This is a genomic window from Microlunatus phosphovorus NM-1, from assembly GCF_000270245.1.
In the GTDB taxonomy this organism is placed as follows: Bacteria; Actinomycetota; Actinomycetes; order Propionibacteriales; family Propionibacteriaceae; genus Microlunatus; species Microlunatus phosphovorus.
In genome coordinates this window covers 243725-266410 of the sequence record NC_015635.1, presented here as the reverse complement: position 1 = coordinate 266410, position 22686 = coordinate 243725, and the positions used below count along the sequence as shown (strand labels likewise).

Below are 22686 nucleotides of genomic sequence, written 5' to 3'. Positions count from 1 at the left end.
AATCATGACCATGACCGATCGAATGAACCTGGAAGGACAGCAGGTCACCCCGACACCCGGCACCAGTGATCAGCCGACGCTGGAGTGCCGCGGCATCACCAAGACCTACCAATCGACCGACCCGCCCACCCATGTGCTGAACGGGATCGACCTGCAGGTCCGCCCCGGCGAGTTCCTGGTGATCATGGGCGCGTCCGGGTCCGGCAAGTCGACGCTGCTGTACAGCATCAGCGGGATGGACCGTCCCTCCAGCGGGACCGTCCTGCTGGAGGGAGGTCCGCTGACCTCGCTCAGCGACACGGAGATGAGCCGGGTTCGGCTGACCCGGATGGGCTTCGTGTTCCAACAGGCCTACCTGCTGGCCAACCTCAACATCGGGGACAACATCTTGTTGCCGGCGCTGAAGGCCAATCCCAAGGACAAAGCGGCCGCCACAGCACGGGTCGATGCCCTGATGGAGCGGTTCGACATCGCGCACGTGAGAACCCACGGGATCACCCAGGTGTCCGGTGGGCAGCTGCAGCGCGCGTCGATCTGCCGGGCGCTGGCCTGCGAGCCGGCGATCCTGTTCGCCGACGAACCCACGGGGGCGCTGAACAGCAGCATGACCATCGAGGTCATGGACGCCCTGTCCGACGTGCACGCCGCTGGCACCACGGTCGTCATGGTCACGCACGACCCGTCCTGCGCGGCGCGTGGAGATCGCGTCATCTACCTCCGCGACGGCTCACTGGTCAACTCTCGTGAGTTGGGCCGGTGGACCGCGGAACGCGCCGGCCAGCGCGAGGACGACCTGCTCGCCTGGCTGCGCCACGAGGGATTCTGACCAATCCGACCCGAGGCATCGCCCCACCGCCCGACCGATACACCGACATCACACAAGGAGCAGGGACATGAATGAGAACGACTTCAAGCAGGCGCTGGCCCAATTCAGCCGGAAGCCGGCCGAGGAGCTGGCGATGAGCGACGATCTGACAGCGATCGGGGTCGACTCGATCGACGTCTTCGAGTTCACCATGAACGTCGAGGACGCGATCGGCAGCAGCGTGGACGTGTCGAAGGCCGTCACCTCCGTCCAAGACCTCTACGACTGCGTCGTCGAAGCCACCGGGGTCGGCGGCCACTGATCCGACCCCGGACACCACAGTTCCGTGAGATCAAAGGAGTAAGGTGCGATGCCACCGAAGGAAAGACGCCCGGAGCGGGCGGTGGTCACCGGTCTCGGCGTCATCAGCCCGATCGGGAACTCGGTCCACACGTTCGAACAGAGCTTGTTCGAGGGCCGCCATGGCGTGGTCCCCGTGGACCACATCGACAACTCGGACCTGGGCGTACGCGTGTACGCGCCCGTCGCCGACCTGCCGCCGGAGAGTTCCCTGCCGACCAGGGAAGCACGACGACTGGACGCCTTCGCCCTGTTCGGCCTGCTTGCCGCGAGGCAGGCGGTGGCGGACTCCGGCATCGTCGGCAGCGTCGACCCATTCCGCCTCGGCGTCTTCATGAGCACGGGACTGGCGGGGGTCGGCTCTGTTCTCGAGGAGCTCGAGACGATGCGGAGTCGCGGTCCGGGGCGGGTATCGCCCCTGCTGGTGCCCAAGATGGCCGGGAACATGCTGGCCGGTGCCGTCGCGATCGACACAGGAGCCCGTGGTCCCGCGCTGGCCCACCTGGCCGCCTGCGCGTCGAGCGCGGCGAGCATCGGCGAAGCCGTGCGGGCCATCCGCCACGGCTACGCCGACGCTGTCATCTGCGGCGGAGCCGAGGCCATCACCCAGAAGCTGATCATGGCCGGGTTCGAGAACCTCCGTGCGCTGAGCCCGGCAGCCGATCCGGACCGGGCCAGCATCCCGTTCGATCGCGACCGGGCGGGATTCGTGATGGGGGAAGGGGGCGCCGCACTCGTGCTGGAGAGCGAGTCCCACGCGCGGGCTCGCGGCGCGACCATCTACGCCGAGGTCTCGGGCTACGGCATCACCAGCGACGCGTCGCACATCACCGCCCCGGCGGAGGGTGGCGAGGCCGTCTGCCGGGCCATCACCGAGGCGATCGACGAGGCCGGTGAGATCGATCAGCCCGTCCACGTCAACGCCCACGGGACCGGGACGATGCTGAACGACCAGGTGGAGGCCAACGCGATCGAGCGCGTGTTCGGCGAGGCGACCGTGACCACCTCGACCAAGTCCATGACCGGACACATGCTGGGCGCAGCCGGCGCCGCGGAGGCCATCGTCTGCGTACTTTCCCTCCGGCGAGGACAGGTGCCGGCCACGGTCGGGACCGTGGACCTCGAGGACGGCATGGCCATCGACGTCGTCCGCGACCGGCCGCGCGCCGCGCCGCAGTCGCGGGCCGTATCGCTCTCACTCGGATTCGGCGGCCACAACGTCGCGCTCGTGATCGATCGGGCAGCCTGATGATCGAGCTGGCCATCTGCCGTTCCGACCTCGTCAACGAAGCCACGATCGACCGGCTTCATGCGGCACTGCCCGCGCACCGAAAGGTCAAGAGCGACGCCTACTACCGGCAGATCGACCGCCGGACCAGCATCGTGTCGTTTGCCTTGCTGCAGCTGCTGTGGTCGGAGAAGTTCACCGAGCCGCTGCCCGAGATCGTCCTCGGGGTCTTCGGCAAACCCGCCTTCGCCAGACGCGCGACCACGTACTTCAACATCTCTCACGACCAGACCGTGTGTGCCTGTGTGCTCGCTCCCATCGCTGTGGGCGTCGACATCCAGTCGCGCATCCCGTTCGACGACGACTTGTTCGACCGGATCGCGTCGCCTCCGGAACTGGAGCTGCGGGACCAGCTGGCGGCCCTGGACGATCTCAGCCCATTGTGGACGCGGAAGGAGGCAGTGGTGAAACGGACCGGGCGCGGTCTGACCACACCGTTCCAGGCGATCGAGGCGTTGTCGGCTCCCGGGGTGCTCACCATGACCTGCGACGACCCGGACGTGCGGCTGAGTCTGTCGGCGGCCGGGCGGACGACTCAGGACCTGCTCTGCGACGTCCGCATCCGCTTCCTCCAGCCGCACCGGGACGCGGACGCGTGGTCAAGCGTTCCCGGCGACGAGTTCGTGCGTCCCTTCACCGGCTTTGAGAACGCACTCGCATGCTGAGTCGCTCCGGGTCGGGGTGGGTCGACGACGGTCGGGTGACCCCGTGCATGCTGCTACCAGGACGACCGCGCCCGGACCCGGATGCTGCCGTCTGCCCCGAGCACGAACTCGACATCGCCGAGGTTGCGGACGATGCCGTCAGCCACCAGATCCTCTTCCCGAGTGGTGGTGACCACCGCCAGCCGATAGCAGCCTGCCGCCTCGGCGGCCACCAACCCGGCCGGTGCGTCCTCGACCACCAGGCACCGCCGCGGCGAGACACCGAGTCGTTCGGCGGCGAGCAGGAACGGGTCCGGTGCCGGCTTGCCGTGTTTGACCTGGTCAGCGGTCACCAGCACCGAGGGTGGAGTCAGCTGGGCGGCCGCGATCCTCGCTCTGGCCAGCGGCAACGTACACGACGTGGCGATCGCACTCCGCGCTGACGCCAGCGCCTCAAGCGCCTCGATCGCCCCGGGCAGCACGACGATGTCGTGCACGTCGTCGATCTCCAACGCGTTGATCCGGTCGATCGCAGACTCATGACGGTGCTCGGGCAACAGCCGGCGGACCACGCCCGCAGACGGCATCCCGTGATGCCCGGCGAGTTGCTCGGCAGTCACGCCGTGCTCCTTCGCCCAGATCGTCCAGGCCCGGATCACCGCCGGCGTGGAATCGATCAATGTGCCGTCCATGTCGAAGATGACGGCGTCGAAGTCCAGCTCCGTCAACCTGCCCAGCACCACCGTGCTCACTTCTTTCTCTGTTGCGGGTGTCAGCCCCGAGCGCGCGGTGACTCGACACCGCGAAACTGAGTCACAGTATCCCTGATGCCTCCCATCCCTGAGGCCTCCGCATGAGCCGTCAGCCAGTCACTGCCAGACTTGCACCTGACCGGGGGAGATCGGGTGGTTGTCTCGACAGATCAAGTGACACCGTGGCTGCTGCTGGTCGGCCTCGTCCTGATCGGCTATCTGCTGGCGGGACTGGGCTCCTGGCCGGTTTGCGCGCTCTTGTTGCACCGGTATCGACGGCTGATCGCCCGTGGCATGCGACCCAGCCTGCCGGGCGCCCCACCGGCCGCCGCACCACCCGCCGATCTGTCAGCACCCGCGGTCGCCAGGACGGGCGCGGAAACCGCGGCTCCGGGGCGAGTCACAATCCGGATCCAGTCGGCCGATCGACCGAGCCGTGGTCATCCGCTGCTGGACCGCGCCCGACGTCACTGCCACCGCGCCCAGGTGCTGTTCATCGTCCTCGGCGGGTGCTTCGGTCTGGGCAGCGCAACGGTCTTCTTGGTCGTCGACCCCGAGCAGCGACATCCCTGGACGTTCCTCGCATATGCATTGCTCGGCAGCTGGCTGATCGTCCCCACCGTGCTCGCCCTGTCGACTCGGCGTGGTCGATGGCCTTGGCTGCTGTGGCTCGGCTATTTCGGCGCCACGATTCCGATGCTCTATCTGGCGGGCGTGGGAGCGCAGCAGCTACCCGCGGCGACGCGACCGATCGCCGAACTCGTCGCCGCCGTGGGCATGCCCCTGATCTTCGTGCTCGCCACCGGTCGCCGGTCGATGCGCGGAGCAGTCTGGCTGGTCGGCCCCGTGCTGATGATGGTCGGTGCGGTGTTGAATGCAGCGCTGGTGATCAGCGGCGGGTACCTGCTCGCCGGTAACCCCTTGGATTCCTTCGGCTGGCAGGTGCTGGGGGCCGGCGTCGGGCTGCTCGTCGCCGGAACCGTCCTGGTGATCGCCATCGTGCGCCTCTACCAGGCCAAATGGCTCGGCGATCAGACTCTGCTGATCCTGCAGTGGTGGCTGGTGTTGGCGTTGTGGTGGACTCTCCTGCTCAGCGCCGCGGGACCGCTCGGCGCAGCCCTCGGCACACTGCCGTACGTGGTCTTGATCGGGCTGCTGCTGGTCGCCCTTGGTCGTCGAGTCACCCTGTCCGGTCGATTCGACGACGCCCACCAACCCGTACGGCTGTTGTTGCTGCGCACCTTCGGCGCCCGGGAGCGTAGCTCGCGACTGCTGCAGGATCTGACCCGTCAATGGCGCTGGATCGGCAGTGTCGAACTGATCACCGCACCGGACCTCGCCGGCGAGACGCTCGAGCCCGACGAGTTCTTGGACTTCATCCGCGGTCGGCTGCGAGACCGGTTCGTGCGCGATGCCGACGGGCTGGACCACCGGCTGGCGCATCTCGATCTGCGACGCGACCGCGACGGGCGCTACCGGGTCAACGAGCTGATGTGTGCCGACACGACCTGGCAACTCGCCCTGGACCGTCTGGCCGCAGACACCGACGTCATCTTGATCGACCTCCGTGGCTTCACTCCGCAGCATCCGGGTGTCGACCACGAGATCCAGCGGGTCGTCGCATTGCAGCCACTGTCCCGAGTGGTGGCCATCGTCGACCAGAGCACCGACGAGGTGACCCTCCGTACCTCGCTGGACCGCGCGGCGGACCTCGCCCCGCCGACGTCCCCACTGCACACGGATCCCGATCCTGCCCTGCGCGTGATCGGCTGGGACTCGGCGCGGACCGATGCCGAGGAACTGATGTCGGCGCTCGCCGCGGCCGCGGCTATCCCGCACCGAGCAGCGCCCGGCTGAACCGATCTGCTCACACCACCAAAGCTCTGGTAGCGATCCTTGGGGGCACCGGTGAGCACTGACTCCGTAGCGGCGCACATGATCTCGGTAGCCACTACCGATGCGTCACCTGGCCTGTTCGCGGCTCACTTGAGTGCATGACCATGACCAGCTCACCGTCCGCTTCCTCGGCCGGCGGCTACCTGCTCGACAACGCCGGCGATCAGGTGCCCGACCGTTGGGATGCGCTGTCCCGGCTCTACGATGAGCCGACGTTCCGGCGATTCCAGGAGGTCGGGATCAGGCCCGGCTGGCGCTGCCTCGAGGTCGGAGCCGGTAGCGGGTCGGTCGCCTGCTGGCTCGCCGAGCGGGTCGGGCCGGCCGGCCGGGTGACCGCCACCGATCTCGACACCCGCTGGCTGGACCGCCTACAGCTCCCGAACCTGACGGTCGCGCGGCATGACATCACGTGCGATCGGCTGCCGGTGCTCAGGTATGACCTGATCCATTGTCGACTCGTGCTCAGCCACCTGCCCAACCCGGAGGCGGTGATCGACCGCCTGATCCGGTCGCTGCGGCCACGCGGCTGGCTGGTGCTGGAGGAGTTCGACACCGGCTGTCTGGACGGGGCGTGCCCTCGACCACGGACCGAGCGCGAGCACCGCGCCAACCGGATCCGGGAGGCGTTCACCCGGCTGATCGAGAAACGGGGAGCGGACCTCGGATTCGCCTCGCGGCTGCCGGTGCTGCTCACCGACCGCGGCTTCCAGGCCGTCGAGGTCCGTGGCTCGTACGAGAGCGGGCCGAGCGTCCGGCTGCTGGAGCGCGCCAACCTCGAGCAGTCCCGCGCTGAGCTGATCGAGAACGGGGTCACCCCAGCGGATCTGGACGCGCACCTCGACCAACTTCCCCGATTGCCGCTGCTGATGCCGATGATGATCAGCGTGGTCGCGCGGAAGTGGCCGTCCTGAAGCCCCCGGGCCTGACTTCACCCCGAAAACCTATTGATGAGTGAGCACTCACTCATTACTGTGATTGGACGTGGCACGAGCAACACGCCTCCCGGCCGAGGAGCGACGAGCAGCGATCCTGGCGGCGACCGAGCCGCTGGTGATGCAGTACGGACGCGAGGTCAGCACCCGGCAGATCGCCGATGCCGCGGGCATCGCGGAGGGCACCATCTTCCGGGTCTTCCCGAACAAGGACGCCGTCATCGACGCCGTCATCGAGGAGGCGTTCGACACCCGGCAGACCGTCGCGTCGCTCATGGCGATCGACCCGGACCTCGATCTCAGCACCCGGCTCGCGCAGGCCGTGGAGATCCTCGAAGCGCGGATGCGGCGGGTCGTCGCCATGTTCGGCGCCCTGCGCGGCAGCCCGGCCCCACCGCCGTCGAGCTCGGCACACGAGTCGCACGAACGGCGTGGCCGGGAGAGCAACGCCAAGATCACCATGGCGCTGACGGCTGTGATCGGACCGGAGGCCGCCAGCCTCCGGATACCCGTGGAACACGCCGCCGACCTGCTCCGCGGGCTCGTCTTCACCGTCACCCATCCGGCGATCGGGGCCACCTTCTCCGATGAGCCCCCCGTCATCGTCGACATCGTGCTGCACGGCATCCTGACCCCCAGCACCCAGGAGTCCCGCCCATGTTGATGCGCCTGCTCCGGCAGTATCTCGAGCCCTACCGTTCCATGATCATCGCCACCATCGTGCTGGCCACCCTCGGCACCATGGGGGCGCTCTATCTGCCGAGCCTGAACGCCGCGATCATCGACGAGGGCGTCGCCAAAGGCGATACCGACTTCATCTGGCGGACCGGAATGATCATGCTCGCGGTCAGCGCGGTGCAGATCGTCTGCTCGATCGGCTCGGTCTATTTCGGCGCCAAGACCGCCATGGCCTTCGGCCGGGATCTACGGGCCGCGATCTTCGACCGGGTGCTGACCTTCTCCGCCCGAGAGCTGAACCGCTACGGCGCACCATCGCTGATCACCCGCAACACCAACGACGTCCAGCAGGTGCAGATGCTGGTGGTCATGTCGGCCACCATGCTGTTGTCGGCACCGATCACCATGGTCGGCGGCATCTTCATGGCCCTGCAGGAAGACGTTGGTCTCTCCTGGCTGGTCGTCGTCGCGGTGCCGGTGCTGGCCGGCTCGATCTGGCTGGTGATCCGCAAGCTCCCGCCGCTGTTCCGCGCAATGCAGACCCGGGTCGATGCGGTGAACCGGATCCTGCGCGAGCAGATCACCGGTATCCGGGTGGTCCGCGCGTTCGTGCGCGAACCGTACGAGACCGCGCGATTCGAGCGCGCCAGCGCCGAGCTGACCGAGAGCCAGACCCTGGTCGGGCAGCGCTTCGCCATGATGTTCCCGATCGTGATGCTGGTGCTGAACGTCAGCAGCGTCGCGGTGCTTTGGTTCGGCGCCCATCGGGTGGATGCCGGCAACATGCAGATCGGCTCGTTGACCGCGTTCTTGACCTATCTGATCCAGATCCTGATGTCGGTGATGATGGCGACGTTCTTGATGATGCTGCTGCCGCGGGCGATGGTCTGCGCCGAACGGATCGGTGAGGTGTTGGACACCGAATCGTCGGTGGTGACCGCGGCCGATCCGATCAGCCGGCTGGCGCAGACATCGGTGGTCGAGCTGGATCACGCCGAGTTCACCTATCCGGGGGCCGACTTCCCGGTCCTGCGCGACATCTCGTTCACCGCCCAAGCTGGTGAGACGACCGCGATCGTCGGGTCCACCGGTGCCGGCAAGACCACCTTGATCTCGCTGCTGCCCCGGCTGTTCGACGCGACCGGCGGATCCGTACGCGTCGACGGCGCCGATGTCCGCGAGATCGAGCCGGAACTGCTCTGGAGCAAGATCGGCCTGGTGCCGCAGAAGCCGTTCCTGTTCACCGGGACGGTCGCCTCCAACCTGCGCTATGGCAATCCGGACGCCACCGACGAGGAGTTGTGGCACGCGCTGCGGATCGCCCAGGCTTCCGACTTCGTCGGCGCCATGCCCGGCCAGTTGGACGCGCCGATCGCGCAGGGCGGCACCAACGTGTCCGGCGGTCAGCGACAACGACTCTCCATCGCGCGGGCGCTGGTGAAACGACCGGAGATCTATGTGTTCGACGACTCGTTCTCCGCGCTCGATGTAGCCACCGATGCCCGGCTGCGGGCGGCACTGCGTACGGAGACGACCGACGCCTGCGTGATCATCGTCGCGCAGCGGGTCGCGACCATCCGCGATGCCGACAAGATCCTCGTCCTCGACGACGGCGAGCTGGTCGGCAGCGGCAGCCACGACGACCTGCTGATCAGCTGCGCCACCTATGCGGAGATCGTCGACTCCCAGCTGAGCGCGGCGGAGGCAGCGGCATGAGTGAGCAGAGTCGGGCCGACGGCGTACGTCGAGACGGTGCGCCGACTGACGGCGTCCCCACGGACGGTGTCCTCGAGGGCGATGGGCGGGCCGAGGACGCGCCCCTGACCAGGGCACCCCAGCGGCCCAAGTACGCACCTCCGGCGGGACCGCGGCCACCCGGTGCCGCGATCGCGGTGGAGAGGTCGCTGAACTTCGGGCCGTCGCTGAAGCGACTGCTCGGGCACCTGTCGCCGGAACGACTGGTCATCGGCTTCTGCATCCTGCTGGCCGTGGCCGGCATCGTGCTCAGCGTGGTCGGACCCAAGATCCTGGGCTGGGCGACCGACGTGATCTTCACCGGCGTGATCGGCAAACAGCTGCCCGCCGGGGCGACCAAGGACCAGGTCATCACCCAACTCCGGGCCCAGGGACAGGACACGTTCGCCGACATGGTGCAGCGGCTGCCTGTCGTGCCCGGCAGTGGCATCGACTTCGGACATCTGGGCGAGATCTTGCTGCTGGCCCTCGGACTGTATGTGATCAGCTCGCTCCTGCTGTGGTGGCAGGGATATCTGCTCAACCAGGCAGTGCAGCGCTCGATCTACCGGATGCGCAACGAGGTGCAGGGCAAGATCAACCGGCTGCCGCTGTCGTACTTCGACCGCTCCCCGCGTGGTGAGCTGTTGAGCCGGGTCACCAACGACATCGACAACATCGCCCAGGCGCTGCAGCAGACCCTGTCCCAGCTGCTCACCTCGCTGCTGACGGTGGTCGGAGTGGTGGTCATGATGTTCGTGGTCTCGCCGGTGCTGGCCCTGATCGCCTTGATCACGATTCCGCTGTCGGTGCTGGTCACCGGCTTCATCGGCAAGCGGGCCCAGAAGCAGTTCGTGGCCCAGTGGCGCACCACCGGTGAGCTGAACAGCCACATCGAGGAGGCATTCACCGGTCAGTCCCTGGTCAAGGTGTTCGGCCGTCGCAAGGAGGTGGAGCAGGTCTTCACCGAGCGCAACCACGGGCTCTACGAGTCCTCGTTCAAGGCGCAGTTCATCTCCGGGATGATCATGCCGATGATGATGTTCATCGGGAACCTGAACTACGTCATCATCGCGGTGGTCGGCGGGCTCCGGGTGGCGACCGGGACGATGAATCTCGGCGACGTGCAGGCGTTCATCCAGTACACCCGGATGTTCACCCAGCCACTCACCCAGGTGGCGTCAATGGCCAACCTCTTGCAGTCCGGGGTCGCCTCGGCGGAGCGGGTGTTCGAGGTGCTGGATGCGCCGGAATCGGTGCCGGACGCCGACGGGGCGCTCAATCCGGTGCGGGGCGAGGTCGACTTCGAGCACGTGACCTTCTCCTACACGGCGGACAAGCCCCTGATCGGTGATCTGAACCTGCCCGTCTCGCCCGGGCAGACGGTCGCGATCGTCGGGCCGACCGGCGCCGGCAAGACCACCCTGGTGAACCTGATCATGCGGTTCTACGAGCTGAACCAGGGGCGGATCCTGCTCGATGGCGTGGACATCGCTTCGGTGCCGCGCGCGGCGCTGCGCAGTCAGGTCGGCATGGTGCTGCAGGACACCTGGCTGTTTCACGGCACCATCCGGGACAACATCGCGTACGGCCGGCCGGAGGCGAGTGCCGAGGACATCCTGGCGGCGGCCGAGGCCACCTATGTCGACCGGTTCGTGCATTCGCTGCCGGATGGCTACGACACCGTGATCGACGAGGAGGGCAGCAACATCAGCGCCGGTGAGAAGCAGTTGATCACCATCGCGCGGGCGTTCCTCGCCGATCCGGCACTGTTGATCCTGGACGAGGCGACCAGCTCCGTCGACACTCGGACCGAGGTGCTGGTGCAAGACGCGATGGCGGCGCTGCGCAGCGATAGGACCAGCTTCGTGATCGCGCACCGGCTCTCCACCATCCGCGATGCCGACGTCATCCTGGTGATGGAGAACGGCACGATCATCGAGCAGGGTTCACACCTGGAGCTGTTGGAGTCCGAGGGTGCGTACTGGCGGCTCTACAACGCCCAGTTCGCCGGCGCGATCTCCGATTCCGATGCGGACGAGGCCGCGGTAGCAGCGGCTGCCGGTGGTCCAGGCGGCCCGAGCGTGCCCGGTCGGTTCTGACGGTCCGCCCTTGCGCTAGGTCGTTTGTGGCATCCCTTGTGCGAGAACGTCCGTGGCCCGTCCTTGTGCGGGATCGTTCGTGGCCCGCCGGCGCTTGACGTCCGCGGGCTGCGAGCCACCGGCGTACGTTCATGGCCCGGTGGCGCCAGCCGTACCCGGACCCCGCGTAACCGGCGTACGTTCATGGCCCCGCGGCGCCGAACGCCGATCAGCGCGAGCCGACGACGAGCTTGCGGCCGGCGTCTTCCACCACGTCCAGGTTCGCCACCGGGCGTCGCACGGCAGAATGTAGCCATGGATCGCCCGTGCACCCTGACGTCGTGGCGCGTTCTTCCCGGCCAGGTGGATGCCTTCCTGGACACCGCGCGACAGCTGGCCGAAGTGCTGCGGCAGCTTCCCGGTGCACCTGGCAACCTGACTCTGATCCAAAGCGTCGAGGACCCGGCCGTGTTCCACTCGATCGGTTGGTTCCACAGCGAAGGGGAACTGGAGGCGATGCGGCGCGACACCGCCGCGCGCCAGCTGCTGGAGCACCTCGTGACACTCAGCGCGGAGTGTCGGCCGAGCGCGCATCGCGTCATCTATCCGGACCGCTGAGCCACACGCCGGACCGTTGCCACCGAGACCGGGCAGGAGCTCACAGTCGACCACGAGAAGGAGAATCGGCACCCAAGATCGGCCCGAACGGGTGCCGTACCTCCTTCTCGCGAACCGCCAATGTCTTCTCGCGATCCTCACCGCCCAAGCAGTCAGCTCGCGGCAGCGGCGTGGGCAGCGATCTCGTCGATGATCCGCGACCACAACGGGCGCGGCAGGTCGTGTCCGATCCCAGGGAAGGTGATCAGCCGGGCACCAGGGATCGCCGTGGCGGTTGCCTGCCCGCCGGGCAACTGCACCAGAGGATCCGCGTCACCGTGCAGCACCAAGGTCGGCGCCACGATCCCGCGAAGTCGCTCTGTTCGGTCACCGGAGGCCTGGATGGCGGCAAACTGTCGAGCAACCCCGCCTGGGTCCCGGGCCCGGCGGAAAGCTGCCGCGGTGGCGGCGAGCAGCCGGGCCTCATCCAAGGGATAGCCCGGTGAGCCATAAACTCGGGCTCCGGCCAAGGCACTCGCGCACGCCTCTTCTCGGTAGTCGCAGGCGGAGCCAGCAGTGCCGCGGCTGCCTCCGGCGTGGGCGCGCCGATCGCGGGGGACGAGGTCGACATGATCGACGTCAGGCTGAGCGTTCGGTCGGGATGATGCGCCGCTACCTCCTGCGCGATCATGCCGCCCATCGACAACCCGACGATGTGCGCGCGCTCGACCCCGAGCACGTCGAGCAGGTCCACCACGTCCTGAGCCATGTCCGCCAGCAGATACGGCGCCTCAGCGATCGGCTCACCACGCAACAGAGGTGTCAGATCGGGCACGCCGGCCTCGTGCAGATGGGTGGAGAGCCCGACATCACGGTTGTCGAACCTCACCACGCGGAATCCGTGGCCGGCCAACTCCCGGCAGAAGTCCACGTCCCAGCCCAACAGCTGGCTGGACACACCAGCGATCAGCACGAGCATCGGATCGTCGCGGGAACCGAACGTCTCGTACGCGATCTCGATCTCGCCGCCCGCCGCAAACTGAACGGATGATCCCGTGCTGCCCGCTGCCAACTCCGGTGAATCAGGGTCACAGTCCGACCGTATCCACCCGGTCGGACAAGGTGAAGGCTCGTCCCCCGATGACGGGGACGAGCCTTCGGCCAACAGACCGGTCCATGGTCAGCGGCTACAGCGACCTCTTCAAGAAGGCCACCAGCTGCGGCCAGGCCTGCGCGCGGGCCGCGGCGTTGGCCTGGGCCGTGCCACCACCGGACTCGATCTGCGCCGGGTCGAGATCGCCGGGCGGCCCCTGCACGAAGTGCCCAGCGTCTGGATAGTCGAGCACGGTGAGGTGCTGCTTGTCGGAGGCGGCGGCCGCGATCTCCTCCGCCATCGGACACGAGGGCCACACGGTGTCCCGGCCGCCGCAGGTCAACAGCACCGGCGCCTCGATCGCGTCGATATCGATCCGCGACGCAGGCGGCACTCCCGCGTCCAGAGCCTGCTGGTAGATCTCCGTCAGTGTCTCGGGTGGCAGGGCGCCGGATGCCAGCGACGCGTACGGCAGTGGCTGCCCGCGGTCCGACCAGGACGAGCGTGGGTCGGTCCCCATCCGCCAGGGGCGGACCAGGTCGAGCCCCTGCCAGACCACATGGCTCGGCACGTTCGCCACCACGGCGGCCAGCCGGTCGCGCCGGGAAGCCATCAACAGCGCCGCCTCGGCGCCCTTCGAACCGCCGACCATGCCGATCCGTTCCGGGTCGACCTCGGGCTGACGAGCCAGCCAGTCGATGCCGGCATCGAAGGTCTCCAGCGGGATGTCCACCAGCGCGTCGGATTGCCCCTCGGCACCGAAGTAGGCCAGGGCGAGGACCGAGAACCCCTCCGCCTGGAGGGCCGTGGCCTGCGCCACCAGTCTTGGTTGCAAGCCGCCTTCGGATCCGCTGACCAGGAGGACACCGGGGCCGTCGTCGGCGTCCTCCGCCGGATACCAGTGGCCGAGCACGCCGTCCGCCCGGACCCACTCACCACTCGCCGCCGGTTCGGCGACCCGCATCTCGGGCGCCCAGGGCTTCCAGATCCACAGGGCGACGCCGCCCGCGCTCAGCACCAGCACGACGGCCAGGGCGATGATCCCGAGCCGCCGGGCAAGGCTCCTACGCTTCGCCGGCCGATGCCCCTCTGCGGTCATCGCCCGATGGTACCCGAGCGCCGGTTTCAGGTCACCGGAACACCGTGACATCCCGCCGATCGGAGGTGATGACCTCCGTCGTACGGATGACCCGGAATGGTCCCAACGCGACTCGGAGCAGTACCCACGACCGACGCGGCCACGGCGAGTGCAGCGGCACGCTGATTTGCAGTCGGCTCCGGATCCGCCGGAGCGCCTGCACCCGAAGGGGTTTCGCCATGAAGATCCATCACAAGGTCGCGTTCCCGCTCGCCGCTGCCGTCTTCGCCTTGCTGGTCTTCGATACCGTCGTGCGCCTGGTAACCGGCCACTGGACCCCGGTGACCGACGATCAACTGGGCTCGGCCCTCACCAGGGTCGCGATCTCGGTGCTGGTCGGCGCAACATTCGGCGCCCTGTTGTTCGTCGTCTTCCGTGAGCGCGCGGCGTTCGCCGCCGGCAACCGGGTGGTTCGGCTGTGCCGGTGGCCGCTGCTGGTCGGGCTGGGCCTGCTTGTCTTCATGTTCGCCGTCCCGCCCTCCGTGGCCGCACAGATACCTGAGGTCGTTCGCAGCCTGATCGGTTCGCTGACTCTGCTGCTCACCTTTGTGACGGCCATGGTCATCGGCCTGGCCACGCTACGGCACAACCCGCTCGGCCTCGGCGCCCGGATCCTGGTCGCCGTCCCGATCGTGTTCGGCCTCGCCGTGCTCCTGATGGCGATCGACAGCCCGGTCGGCAGCCCCGCGCCGGTCACCGGACTCGCCGCGCTGGGGATTTCCCTCCTGGGGGCGTCGACGCGTCATCCTCAAGGACGACGACCGGTGGTCGCCGCGGCCATATCCTGAACCGATGACACGGCCCCGGCTCGGCACGGGCCGGCTCACCCGGCTCGGAGTCCCCGTGCTGCTCGTAGCCGCCTCGGCGGTCGCGAGTGCACTGCTGATGGTGGCCGGCGACGGCCTCGGGGAGTGGGTGTTCTTCACCGTGGTGCTCAGCGCAGGTGCGCTGACCGGGTGGGCGGCGCTGCGGAGTCTGAGCCAGGCGGTCCGGCAGCGCCGCGCCGTCGAGCGGTTGCGCCGGGTGGACCCGTCCGGGGCCGCCCGGGCCGCCGTCCGGGTCGAACGCGACCGGCTGAGCAGGCAGATCAGCGCCGGCCTCAGTCGCACCCTGGCGGGAATAGCCGACGACGCAGAACGCGCGCTGCACGAGGACGATCCGAGCCGGGCGCTGCGGTCGATCCACGAGCAGGCCCGCGGGGCGACCAGTGAGCTGCGCCGCCAGCTCGGTCTGCTGCGGGAGACCCCCGATCAGCCGGGCGGCGGGGCGACCGACGATCCCGCCGGCGCGGTCCGCCGCCGACGGGTCGGCCGCGCCGACCTCGTGCTCGCGGCGCTGGCTGCCACTTTGGCTCTGGTCGAGTCGGTCGGATACTCACTCCTCGCGCAGGACTGGGTGTACTGGCCGATTGTGATCCTCACGGTCCTGGCGGCGAGCACCGTCCTGGGCCGGACCGTGGCTCCGGCCGCGGCGGTGCTGGCGGCAGCCGGCCTGCTCGTCGGAGGCTGGCTCACCTCGGTCCTCGTCGACCTTGCCGTCGTTCCCATCATCGGCGGGTTCTGGTGGTTCGCGAGCTTCTGCGTGCTGGTCTGGACGATCGGGGTCCACGCCGGACGGTCGGTCGCCGAGCTGCTGTCCGTTGCGTTCTTCATCGCGACGGCCGTCACGACGATCTGGCTGATCGATCCGGCGAATGTGCCGATCACGATCCTCGTGCTGGTCGGCGCGCTGGCGACCGGACTGGCCACCGGCTGGTGGCGCCGGCAGGCCCGCCATGCCGGGGGCGCGATCGCGGATCGAGAGGCGGTCCTGGAGGAGGCTCGCCGGGCCGCGGTCGACGCCGAGCGTCTCACCATGGCTCGCGACGTCCACGACGTGGTCTCCCACGGGGTGGGGGTGATCGCGATGCAGGCCGCGGCGGCGCAGGTGTGCTGGCCGCAGCAGCCGGAGTCCATGCGTCGATGTGTGCAGATCATCCGCGACACCGTGGCGACGACGCAGGCCGAGCTGGGCTCGCTCCCGCTGCCCACGGTGGCTCGCGACGAAACCGACCTGCGTGCGCTGGTCGGCCGGATTCGGGCGTCGGAAACCTCGGTCGAGCTGCGGCTGCGCGACCAGGTCCCGCCAGGCACAGGCGAGGTGATCTACCGGGTGGTGCAGGAGTCGTTGACGAACGTGATGCGGCATGCGCCCGGATCACAGGTCACGGTCGACATCGAATGCATCGAGGTTTCCGACGATGCCGGCGGACGGGCCGTACGGGTCCGGGTGACCGACGACGGGCCGGGCTGTCCGACGGGAGCGGGACGAGGGTACGGCTTGATCGGTCTGGAGGAACGTGTCCGGTTCGCCGGCGGGTCGCTCACCCTGCGCCAGCGCGGTCCCGGGTTCGCGGTCGAAGCCGTGCTGCCGGTGCCGGCCGGCTCGACCCTCTCCGACGTACCAGCTCAGGTCCAGGGCGAGTCGCCATGAGCGGCCCCGCCGAGGTTCCCGCCCCGCTGCGGGTGTTGATCGCCGACGACAACGACCTGCTGCGCGCCGGGCTGGTTACCGTCCTGAGCAGCGACCCGGGTATCCGGGTGTGCGGTGAGGCCGCCGACGGGCCCGGAGCCGTACGACTGGCGGTGCGCACTCAGCCGCAGGTCGTGCTGATGGATATCGAGATGCCCGGCGGCGACGGCATCACCGCCACCCGGGAGCTGGTCCGCAACCTGCCGGACACCCGCGTACTGGTGCTGACCATGTTCGATCTCGACGACTACATCGTGGAGGCGCGGCGGGCTTCCTGCTGAAGACGACCGGCCCGCAGCAACTGATAGCGGCCGTCAGAGCGTGCGCGGCCGGGGAGGTCACCCTTGGTCCGACGGTGATGCAGCATCTGGTCGAGTCGTATCTGGGCCGGCCCGCGGCGGCGGTAGTGGTGCCCGGGCTCGACAGCCTGACCGAGCGGGAGAACGATGTGCTGCGCGCGATGGCCGACAGGCTCTCGAACGCAGAGATCGCCAGGTCGCTCTTCCTGGCTGAGACCACGGTGAAGACCCACGTGGCGCGAGTGCTGGCCAAACTCGGTGTTCGTGACCGGGTGCAAGCGGTCGTCCTCGCCCACCGCGCCGGACTCATCGATCCTGACCTGTGATCCGGTGTTAGCGATTCGGCTCACATCAGCAGCCGGAACATCGCGCTGTCGGCATCGATCCGAGTGCACTTGGTCGGCGAGACTGCCATCCGCTCGAGCAGACCTGACAGGTCCTCGGGTCGGGACAGCTCGATGCCGACGATCGCCGGCCCGGTCTCCCGGTTGCTGCGCTTGACGTACTCGAACAGCGTGATGTCGTCTTCGGGACCGAGCACCTCGTCCAGGAACCGGCGCAACGCACCGGGCTCCTGCGTGAACTCGACCATGAAGTAGTGCTTGCGACCCTCGTGCACCAGGGCCCGCTCGACCACCTCGGCATACCGGCTGACGTCGTTGTTGCCGCCGGACAGGATGACGACGACCGTCGAGCCGGCCGTCAGCTCGCCACGCAGAGCCAACTCGTGCAGCCCGGCCGTGGCCAACGCACCCGCCGGCTCCAAGACGATGCCGTCCGCCGCGTAGTAATCGAGCATCTCCACGCAGACCTGGCCCTCCGGTGCGGTGATCATCTCGACCTCGGCTGCGGCGATCAACGGCAAGGTGAGTTCACCGGCCCGCCGGACGGCGGCTCCGTCGACGAAGGTGTCGAGCTCCGCCAGCTCAACCGGGTGCCCGGCCGCCAGGCCCGCAGCGACCTCCGCTGCACCGGCCGGTTCGACCCCGACGATCCGTACGCCGGGATGCCGCTCCCGCAGCCAGGTCGCGCCGCCGGCCAGCAGTCCGCCACCGCCGACCGGCACCACGATGAGGTCCGGCGTCCGATCGAGCTCGGCGAGCTGGTCGACCACCTCGATCGCGACAGTGCCTTGGCCGGCGATCGTGTACGGGTCGTCGAAGGCCGGCACGACGGTGGCCCCGGTTCGCCGGGCGTCCTCGAGCGCCGCAGCGTTCGCGTCGTCATAGGTGTCGCCGCCGAGCACGATCTCGATCTGGTCGCCGCCGATCGCAGCGATCCGGTCCCTCTTCTGCCGGGGCGTGTTGTGCGGCAGATAGACCCGGCCGTGAACACCGAGCGCCGCGCACGCGTACGCCAGTCCCTGCCCGTGATTGCCGGCGCTGGCACACACCACCCCGCGGGAGCGAGCTGCGGCATCCAGTCGGTTGACCACGGTGTACGCACCGCGGACCTTGTAGGAGCGGACGACCTGCAGGTCCTCTCGTTTCAGATAGACGTCGACCCCGAATCGCGCGGACAGCCGAGAGCTGTGCACCAGTTCGGTACGCGTCACCACGCCGGTCAAGGCCGCCTCGGCCGCCTCCACCAGCGCTGCATCGACTTTGGTTCCCGATCCACCCACGGCGTGATCATCCCGCACCGGCAGCCCGGTTGCCGCTGCGTCCAGCGTGAGCGTGATCACCGGCGCCACGACCGATTCAGGTTGGCACCGCTTGAGTGGACCCAGCAAGATGGTCTGGTGTCACAGGGAGGTCTGCTTGGACTGAGTCGGGTTGCCGGAGGAGTAGCCGGGCTGGTCGGGCTGGCTGTAGCCGAGCTCGGCGCCGGCTTGATCGCCCGAGATGGCTCCCCGGTCATGGACCTCGCAACCGTCCTCGCCTGGCCGCTGTCATCGTTCTGGAACAGTGGCACCGGCAGGGTTCTGCTGATGGTCCTCGTCGTGATTGCCTGGTTGGTGCTGGCGGCGTTCGCCGGCCAGCTGGAGTTGCGTCGGCGCCATCTCAGCCTGTTCGTGATCGTGCCCCTCGCCACGGCGACGCTGCTGGCAGTCAGCACCCAGGTGGGGCCGGGTGCGCTCGGCTATGTGCCGGCCGTGCTGGGGCTGGCGGCGATCTATGTGACGTTGCGGGTGCTGATCGCCGAACTGCGTCGCCCACCGGGGGCCCTGGAGCCGTTGGTCGCCGAACGCCGTAACTTCCTGAAGACCGCCGGACTGATCACCCTGGGCGGGATCATCGTCGCGGGGACCGGCCGGTTGCTGATCCAAGCCTCCAACAAGGTCGCCGAGGTACGAAAGAAGATCTCCCTGCCGGAACCGGCGAACCCCGCCCCAACGATCGCCGCCGGCACCGATCTGAACGTCGCCGGGTTGTCGCCGTACCTGAGCACCAACGGCTCCTTCTATCGGATCGATACCGCCTTGCAGCTACCGGCGATCGATCCCGACACCTGGACGTTGCGGGTGACCGGGTTGGTCGAGAACGAGCTGACTCTGACGTACGCGCAGCTGCTCGAACGACCGCTGACCGAGCATGTGACCACCCTGTCGTGCATGTCGAACGAGGTGGGTGGGGCGCTGGCCGGCAATGCGGTCTGGCTCGGCCTGCCGGTCCGTGACCTGCTGGCCGAGGCCGTGCCGCAGTCGGGCGCGACCATGGTGTTGTCGACCAGTCACGACGGCTGGAGCGCCGCCACCCCACTCAGCGTGCTGCGTGACCCCGACGTCGCCGCGCTGTTGGCCGTCGGGATGAACGGGGACCCACTGCCGCCCGAGCACGGCTTCCCGGTCCGGATGGTCGTCCCTGGGCTGTACGGGGACGTCTCCGCAACCAAGTGGCTCACGCAGCTGAAGGTGACGACCTATCAGGAGGACAGCGGCTACTGGGCGCAGAAGGGCTGGGCGGCTCGGGGACCGGTCAAGATCACCTCGCGGATCGACACCCCGACCCGCTCGGTGATCGGGGCGGGCACCGTGATCGTCGCGGGCGTGGCATGGGCGCCACCGATCGGCATCTCGGCAGTCCATGTCCAGGTGAATGACGGCTCCTGGCACAAGGCCGAACTGGCCGAGACCACCGGGCCCGACAGCTGGCGGCAATGGGTGTACGAGTGGGAGGTCGACGAGCCGGGCGACTACACCCTCACCGTGCGCGCCACCGACGCCAACGGCCGGATCCAGAGCAGCAAGGTCGCCCCACCCTTCCCCAGCGGCGCGAGCGGGCTGCACACCGTACCGGTCAAGATCCGACCCAGCTGAGCCTGCACTAGCGGGTGGACTGGACGACCAGGCGGGTGCCGGCACCAACGCTGTTGGTCGTTCGGATCAGCAACCACAGATCGTCGCCGTCAGCCAGCGCACCAGCGGGACCGGCACCTTCGCCAACCGACAGGTGCACCGCGGACACCGGCTGCTCGCGCCAGCTCGCCCCATCCTCGGAGAGCAACAGCACCGGGCGACTGGTCTGCTCGATGCGCGAGCTGACCAGCGCGAAACCGCTCTTCAGTGCCACCAGCTCCACAACATCGGCATCCAGGCCCGGATCGAGCAACTGCTGGCGGAATGTCTTGCCGCCATTGGTGGAATTCCAGAGCACCAGCCGATCGGGCGCCCCGTCTCGCTCGGCGCCGGTGCCGACGACGACCACTGTCGAACCCCGGACGACCACCCGCACCATCGACGATCGATACAGACCGCCCAGCGGCAGTCGACGCATCGTCCACGTGCGCGCATCGTCGGAGGTCCACACCGTTGCCGCGGTGCCCTTGCCAGCCGACGACTTGCCTTCGGCGGAATCTCCCACCGCGATCAGCCGCTTGCCGACCTGTGCGACGCCGTGCATGGCTCGCCGCCGATCGTGGTCGCCTTGCAGATCGGTCACGTCGTACCAGACGTCCCCGCCGGCCTTGGCGAACCGCCGGGCGGCCCGGCCCTTCGTCCACTGGCTTCCATCGGTCGAGGTCGCCACCAGGGCGGAGTCGTTGATGTTGCCGTTGTCGCTGGTCTCCCCGACCGCCACCCACCGGCCGCGCAACCAGGCGATCTGGGCGATGGAACTGGAGGCATAACGTCGCTTCGCTTTGGAGAAGGTTCCGGCCGCCGTGGCGATCCAGCGATCGTCTTCCTGACGCCACACGATGGCTGCACTCACTCCGGCGGCATCTCGCACCCCCCACGTCAGCACCTGACCTGGGCCTGTCGCGGCGCCCTCCACCCGATCGCTGCTGCGCTTGGAGATCAGGGCCGCCGGGCCGAAGGGTTCAGTGCCCGTACGCGTCCACACCACCGGGCGACGTCGGCTGTCACCGAAGACCAGCGTGTCCTGACCGAAGCGCAGTGGCCAGTAAGCGGCGGTCGTGGGCTGATTCAGTTCGGCATCCGGTCGCGGCACCGTGACGAAGGTTTGCCCGCCATCGGTGGAACGCCACAACTCGCCGACGACCTGGCCGTTGCGCGACAGGTGCACCGTGGCGAGCCACGAATCTCCGACTCGGACGAGTTTGCCGAAACTCCAATCGCCTTCCGCCAATCGGGACTTCCGGTCGAGTGGGGTACGAGCCCTGGTCCAGTCGAGACCGGTCCGGAGCCAGATCTGCGGTCGGCTCCGCGGTTCGTAGTCCTCGGTGACCGCGAGGTCATGGCCCCCGCCACTCCCGACTGCTCTGCCGAACCGATCGCTGGTCGGCGCCGAGCCCATGGCGACCGAGTCGAGTCGCCAGGACCGCCCGTTCTTCGAGCTGTAGGTCACCGGCTGCCAAACCTTGGCGCTATAGGAACCGATGGCCAGGAAGCCGTCCTCGGTCGTCGTCAGGCCTGCGAGGCTGCGCGAGAAGTTGTCGTCGTCGCCCGGCTTCGGCGGCTTGTCCCCCCGCTGCCACGTCGTGCCTCGGTCTGTCGAGAACCAGGTCGCGTACGAATCCTCGTACTCACCGACCGCGACGACCGTGCTGCCCTTGGACGCGACCGCCGCTGGAGCGCCTGCGCCACCCATCCGCCGCGGCTGCCAGTCGATGCCGTCCGCGCTGGTCCATGCGGTGGGTTTGTCGCGGGCATCCGTGCCCACCATGACGAAACCGTCGGGAACCGCGGTGATCAGCTCGACGTTGGCGTTCTCGGCGATCTGGTCAGGCTTGGGCTCATGCCGGTCCCAGGTCCGACCGTCGTCACTGGTCCAGGTCAGCTCACGCTTCCAGTCGGAACCAATCGCCACCCAGCGGGTCGCTCCGTTCACCGTCGCCACCGCGACGTCTTCGGTCTGATCGCCTTGGTCCGGTGGGGCTTGCTCGGCGGTCTCGCTGAGCCGACCAAGCTCCCAGGTCGCTCCACCATCAGTGGAGTAACGGAAGGCCGGCGCCAGCCGGTCGCCGTAGACGATGCCGGCCGCGACTACCATGTCGCCCGATACCGCCAACCCAGTGAAGAAATCATTCGCCCCGGTGCCGAGTGGTTTCCCGCTTCCCAACGCGTCGTCGGCAAGTGGGACGAAATCGGTCGGCGGCGGTGCGATGACCTCGGGTGGCGGCACGAGCCCGGGTTCAGGCTGTGGGCTGCAGGCGGCGAGGGCCGTGCAGATGATGGCCAGGCTCGCGACGCAGATTCGTCGTACGACGCGTCGCGGCCGTTGGTCGGCGCGGGCCAGCGGTGGACCGCCTACGTACCCCGGATGAATGCTCATCCCACGACTCTCACAGCAGCTACCGACGGCTGCCAAGCAGAGCGTCACAGTTATCCACAGACGGTGGATAACTTTCCGGGCGCCCGGGAGACTTTTGGTCAGGTATCCCGTCCACGCAGGGCTTTCTGACCAAAACGCCCCCGTCGGACGAGGATCCGCGATGCCGGCGGGACCTTCGGCCCGGTGCCGGCACGACCTGGGTC

The 22686-nt window shown here is 68.3% G+C and carries 21 protein-coding genes; 15 read left to right on the top strand and 6 right to left on the bottom strand.

Going from position 1 to position 22686, the window contains the following annotated elements; translation table 11 throughout:
* The first annotated feature begins 4 nt into the window (after positions 1–4).
* From MLP_RS01215 to MLP_RS01200, 4 genes are all read left to right on the top strand, one after another.
* Positions 5–826, top strand: coding sequence for an ABC transporter ATP-binding protein (locus tag MLP_RS01215; RefSeq protein WP_013861161.1), 822 nt, complete (start codon positions 5–7; stop codon positions 824–826).
* Between the two features lie 67 nt (positions 827–893).
* A complete protein-coding gene (locus MLP_RS01210) occupies positions 894–1127 on the top strand; it encodes an acyl carrier protein (protein WP_013861160.1) in 234 nt (77 codons plus the stop codon).
* 48 nt (positions 1128–1175) lie between these two features.
* Positions 1176–2414, top strand: coding sequence for a beta-ketoacyl-[acyl-carrier-protein] synthase family protein (locus tag MLP_RS01205; RefSeq protein ID WP_013861159.1), 1239 nt, complete (start codon positions 1176–1178; stop codon positions 2412–2414).
* A complete protein-coding gene (locus MLP_RS01200) occupies positions 2414–3118 on the top strand; it encodes a 4'-phosphopantetheinyl transferase family protein (RefSeq protein ID WP_013861158.1) in 705 nt (234 codons plus the stop codon). The genes MLP_RS01205 and MLP_RS01200 overlap by 1 nt, the downstream gene beginning before the upstream one ends.
* Positions 3119–3171: 53 nt before the next feature.
* Here MLP_RS01200 and MLP_RS01195 read toward each other — a convergent pair whose 3' ends face one another.
* The gene (locus tag MLP_RS01195) at positions 3172–3849 is read right to left on the bottom strand and encodes an HAD-IA family hydrolase (RefSeq protein WP_013861157.1); all 678 of its coding nucleotides are present in this window, start codon (positions 3847–3849) and stop codon (positions 3172–3174) included.
* Between the two features lie 153 nt (positions 3850–4002).
* On the opposite strand from MLP_RS01195, the gene MLP_RS01190 reads away from it, so the two are divergent.
* From MLP_RS01190 to MLP_RS01165, 6 genes are all read left to right on the top strand, one after another.
* Positions 4003–5706, top strand: coding sequence for a hypothetical protein (locus MLP_RS01190; protein ID WP_013861156.1), 1704 nt, complete (start codon positions 4003–4005; stop codon positions 5704–5706).
* A gap of 137 nt (positions 5707–5843) precedes the next feature.
* Positions 5844–6656 carry a class I SAM-dependent methyltransferase gene (locus tag MLP_RS01185; protein ID WP_013861155.1) on the top strand — a complete coding sequence of 271 codons (813 nt, stop codon included), beginning with the start codon at positions 5844–5846 and terminating at the stop codon, positions 6654–6656.
* A 70-nt stretch (positions 6657–6726) separates the two neighbouring features.
* Entirely contained in the window at positions 6727–7341 is a 615-nt protein-coding gene (locus MLP_RS01180; protein ID WP_013861154.1) for a TetR/AcrR family transcriptional regulator, read from the top strand.
* Positions 7335–9071, top strand: coding sequence for an ABC transporter ATP-binding protein (locus tag MLP_RS01175; protein WP_013861153.1), 1737 nt, complete (start codon positions 7335–7337; stop codon positions 9069–9071). The genes MLP_RS01180 and MLP_RS01175 overlap by 7 nt, the downstream gene beginning before the upstream one ends.
* Positions 9068–11191 (top strand): ABC transporter ATP-binding protein, encoded by a 2124-nt coding sequence (locus MLP_RS01170; protein WP_013861152.1) that lies wholly within the window; start codon positions 9068–9070, stop codon positions 11189–11191. The genes MLP_RS01175 and MLP_RS01170 overlap by 4 nt, the downstream gene beginning before the upstream one ends.
* A gap of 294 nt (positions 11192–11485) precedes the next feature.
* Positions 11486–11788, top strand: coding sequence for an antibiotic biosynthesis monooxygenase family protein (locus MLP_RS01165; protein ID WP_013861151.1), 303 nt, complete (start codon positions 11486–11488; stop codon positions 11786–11788).
* Positions 11789–12032: 244 nt separating this feature from the next.
* Here the strand turns inward: MLP_RS01165 and MLP_RS01160 are convergent, their stop codons facing one another.
* From MLP_RS01160 to MLP_RS01150, 3 genes are all read right to left on the bottom strand, one after another.
* Positions 12033–12839 (bottom strand): alpha/beta fold hydrolase, encoded by an 807-nt coding sequence (locus tag MLP_RS01160; protein WP_013861149.1) that lies wholly within the window; start codon positions 12837–12839, stop codon positions 12033–12035.
* Positions 12840–12954: 115 nt separating this feature from the next.
* Positions 12955–13959 carry an acyl-CoA thioester hydrolase/BAAT C-terminal domain-containing protein gene (locus MLP_RS01155; RefSeq protein ID WP_013861148.1) on the bottom strand — a complete coding sequence of 335 codons (1005 nt, stop codon included), beginning with the start codon at positions 13957–13959 and terminating at the stop codon, positions 12955–12957.
* Between the two features lie 31 nt (positions 13960–13990).
* The gene (locus MLP_RS01150) at positions 13991–14179 is read right to left on the bottom strand and encodes a hypothetical protein (protein ID WP_013861147.1); all 189 of its coding nucleotides are present in this window, start codon (positions 14177–14179) and stop codon (positions 13991–13993) included.
* On the opposite strand from MLP_RS01150, the gene MLP_RS01145 reads away from it, so the two are divergent.
* The 4 genes from MLP_RS01145 (at position 14178) to MLP_RS29315 (ending at position 17134) form a co-directional block, all read left to right on the top strand.
* Positions 14178–14786 carry a hypothetical protein gene (locus tag MLP_RS01145; RefSeq protein ID WP_013861146.1) on the top strand — a complete coding sequence of 203 codons (609 nt, stop codon included), beginning with the start codon at positions 14178–14180 and terminating at the stop codon, positions 14784–14786. The genes MLP_RS01150 and MLP_RS01145 overlap by 2 nt on opposite strands.
* 4 nt (positions 14787–14790) lie before the next feature.
* Positions 14791–16470 (top strand): ATP-binding protein, encoded by a 1680-nt coding sequence (locus tag MLP_RS01140; RefSeq protein ID WP_013861145.1) that lies wholly within the window; start codon positions 14791–14793, stop codon positions 16468–16470.
* Positions 16467–16790, top strand: coding sequence for a response regulator (locus MLP_RS29320; protein ID WP_013861144.1), 324 nt, complete (start codon positions 16467–16469; stop codon positions 16788–16790). Before MLP_RS01140 ends, MLP_RS29320 begins: the two co-directional genes overlap by 4 nt.
* Before the next feature lie 77 nt (positions 16791–16867).
* A complete protein-coding gene (locus MLP_RS29315; protein WP_331442794.1) occupies positions 16868–17134 on the top strand; it encodes a helix-turn-helix domain-containing protein in 267 nt (88 codons plus the stop codon).
* A 20-nt stretch (positions 17135–17154) separates the two neighbouring features.
* On the opposite strand, the gene ilvA is transcribed toward MLP_RS29315, so the two are convergent.
* Entirely contained in the window at positions 17155–18501 is a 1347-nt protein-coding gene (ilvA, locus tag MLP_RS01130) for a threonine ammonia-lyase IlvA (RefSeq protein ID WP_013861142.1), read from the bottom strand.
* Between the two features lie 48 nt (positions 18502–18549).
* On the opposite strand from ilvA, the gene MLP_RS01125 reads away from it, so the two are divergent.
* Entirely contained in the window at positions 18550–20067 is a 1518-nt protein-coding gene (locus MLP_RS01125; RefSeq protein WP_013861141.1) for a molybdopterin-dependent oxidoreductase, read from the top strand.
* Positions 20068–20074: 7 nt separating this feature from the next.
* On the opposite strand, the gene MLP_RS01120 is transcribed toward MLP_RS01125, so the two are convergent.
* Positions 20075–22483 (bottom strand): sialidase family protein, encoded by a 2409-nt coding sequence (locus tag MLP_RS01120; protein ID WP_041789584.1) that lies wholly within the window; start codon positions 22481–22483, stop codon positions 20075–20077.
* Positions 22484–22686: the final 203 nt, after the last annotated feature.